Origin of the sequence: Hydrogenophaga sp. (genome assembly GCF_041633695.1) — a bacterium.
Lineage (GTDB): Bacteria > Pseudomonadota > Gammaproteobacteria > Burkholderiales > Burkholderiaceae_C > Hydrogenophaga.
In genome coordinates this window covers 1-2366 of the sequence record NZ_JBFJMY010000568.1, presented here as the reverse complement: position 1 = coordinate 2366, position 2366 = coordinate 1, and the positions used below count along the sequence as shown (strand labels likewise).

2 protein-coding genes are annotated in these 2366 nt (G+C 64.7%); one reads left to right on the top strand and one right to left on the bottom strand.

Annotation, left to right across the window (positions count from 1 at the left end; all coding sequences use genetic code 11):
* Positions 1 to 7 precede the first annotated feature (7 nt).
* Positions 8 to 1300, bottom strand: a complete 1293-nt coding sequence (gene gshA / locus ABYB95_RS21785) for a glutamate--cysteine ligase (RefSeq protein WP_372661879.1) — start codon at positions 1298 to 1300, stop codon at positions 8 to 10.
* A 235-nt stretch (positions 1301 to 1535) separates the two neighbouring features.
* Between gshA and ABYB95_RS21780 the strand changes: the two genes are divergently transcribed.
* Positions 1536 to 2300, top strand: coding sequence for an SDR family oxidoreductase (locus ABYB95_RS21780; protein WP_372661876.1), 765 nt, complete (start codon positions 1536 to 1538; stop codon positions 2298 to 2300).
* Positions 2301 to 2366 lie beyond the last annotated feature (66 nt).

Sequence of the window (2366 nt, the reverse complement as noted above, 5' to 3'; positions counted from 1 at the left end):
GGGGGACCTATTCGTACACCTCGGCGTCGGGGTCGGTGGCTTCGAGTTCGTAACTGGCCGCCAACATGGCCAGCCGGCCAATCACGCCGTACATGTAGAACCGGTTGGGCAGGCTGGCGCCGGGCTTCACGCCGGGTTGCGGCAGTTGCGCACTCTGCTCAAACGCCAGCGGCACAAAGCGCGCACCCGGGGCGTTCAGGTTTTCGTCCACACCGCGTTCGGCATGCACCCGGTAAAAGCCGCCCACCACGTAGCGATCCATCATGTAGACCACCGGCTCGGCCACGGCGGCGTTGATGCGTTCGTTGGTCAGCACACCCTCTTGGATGATGACCTGATCGACCGAACGCCCGCCCTGCGACAAGGCCATCTTGCATTTGTCCGGTGCCGTCAGGGCGTCGATTTCCTTGGCGTCGCGCACCGTCATGATGCCCATGCCGCCGGTGCCGTTGTCGGCCTTGATGACCACGAACGGCTTTTCGTTGATGCCGTATTCCTTGTACTTGCGGCGGATCTTGCCCAGCAGCGCGTCGGTGTTGCTGCGCAGGCACTCCAGCCCGGCGTCTTCGGCAAAGTTCACCTCGCCGCACTGGTTGAACATGGGGTTGATGAGCCAGTGGTCCATGCCCAGCAGCTTGCCAAAACGCTTGGACACCTCTTCGTAGGCCTTGAAATGCTGGCTCTTGCGGCGCATGCCCCAGCCGGCGTGCAGCGGCGGCAACAGGTACTGCTCGTGCAGGTCTTCCAGGATGCCGGGGTGGCCGGCGCTCAAATCGTTGTTGAGCAGAATCGTGCAAGGGTCGAAGTTCTTCAGGCCCAGGCGCCGCTTGTTGCGGATCAACGGCTCCAGCGTGACCGACTCGCCACCCGGCAGCTCGATGACCGTGGGTGCCTTGATGTCGTTCGAGAGCGAACCCAGGCGCACGTTGAGGCCGGCCTGGAAGAAGATGCGCTGCAACTGCGCCAGGTTGCTCAGATAGAACACATCGGTCGTGCTCTCGGGCACCAGCAACAGGTTCTTGGCCTCGGGGCAGATCTTTTCAATCGCCGCCATGGCCGCCTGCACCGCCAGCGGCAGCATCTCGGGCGTGAGGTGGTTCCAACCGCCGGGAAACAGGTTGGTGTCCACCGGCGCGAGCTTGAAACCGGCGTTGCGGATGTCCACCGAGGTGTAAAACGGCGGCGTGTGCTCCATCCACTCCAGCCGGAACCAGCGCTCGATCACCGGCGTGGATTCCAGAATGCGCTGTTCGAGTTCGTTGATGGGGCCGGTCAGTGCGGTGACGAGGTGTGGAACCATGGTGGCAATGCCTAAGGCGAACGGGAGGACACCCAGTGTAATGGGGTCGGATGACGGCATTTCAAGCCATGAACGCCCCCAAACCCTGCAAACCCTCCGGTTTGGCCCGCGAACGCACCCGGGCTGCGGTGCGGCCCGGGCACGCGGGAACCACGCGTCCGCATGCGGCCAGACAAACATCGGCTGCCCTTCTACGCTGCCACCTCTTGTTCAACTTCAAAGACAGAGGATGTGTATGCAAGCACTTGTAGGCAAGGTCGCCATCGTGACCGGGGCCAGTTCCGGGATTGGGCGCGCCACCGCGCTGCTGTTCGCGCGCCACGGGGCATCGGTGGTGTTGGGGGCGAGGCGGCGGCCCGAGCTCGAACGCCTGGTGGCAGAAATCCGGGAAGCCGGTGGCGCGGCCGTCTGTGTGGCGGGTGATGTGAGAGACGAGGCCTTTGCGCAAGCCCTGGTACACAACGCCGTTGAACATTTTGGCGGCCTGGACATCGCCTTCAACAACGCCGGCACCCTGGGCGAAATGGGCCCAACCCTCGACGTGTCCACCCCCGGCTGGCGCGACACGCTGGACACCAACCTCACCAGCGCCTTTCTGGGCGCCAAGCACCAGATACCGGCCATGTTGAAACGCGGCGGCGGTTCGGTGATCTTCACATCGAGCTTTGTTGGTTACACCGTGGGCTTTCCCGGCGCGGCGGCGTACGCGGCCAGCAAGGCCGGTCTGATCGGGCTGACGCAAGCGCTGGCGGCGGAATTCGGGCCGCAAGCGGTTCGGGTGAACGCCCTGCTGCCGGGCGGCACACACACCCCGATGGCACAGGCCATGAACGGCACGCCCGAGGCCATGGCCCACGTGGCCGGCCTGCATGCGCTCAAGCGGATCGCACAACCCGAAGAACTGGCGCAATCGGTGCTGTACCTCGCGTCCGACGCCTCGTCGTTCACCACTGGCGCGGCCATGCTGGTGGACGGCGGCGTGTCCATCAACCGGACCTGAACCGGCCTCCGGCGAAGTCCGGTGCTTCAGCCCCGCACTTCGCCGTCGCCCAGCACCACGTACTTC

What these genes read in the sequence shown, in the direction of transcription:
- ABYB95_RS21780 (WP_372661876.1), top strand. Translation starts at nt 1,536, where the DNA reads ATGCAAGCACTTGTAGGCAAGGTCGCCATCGTGACCGGGGCCAGTTCC.
- gshA (WP_372661879.1), bottom strand. Translation starts at nt 1,300, where the DNA reads ATGGTTCCACACCTCGTCACCGCACTGACCGGCCCCATCAACGAACTC.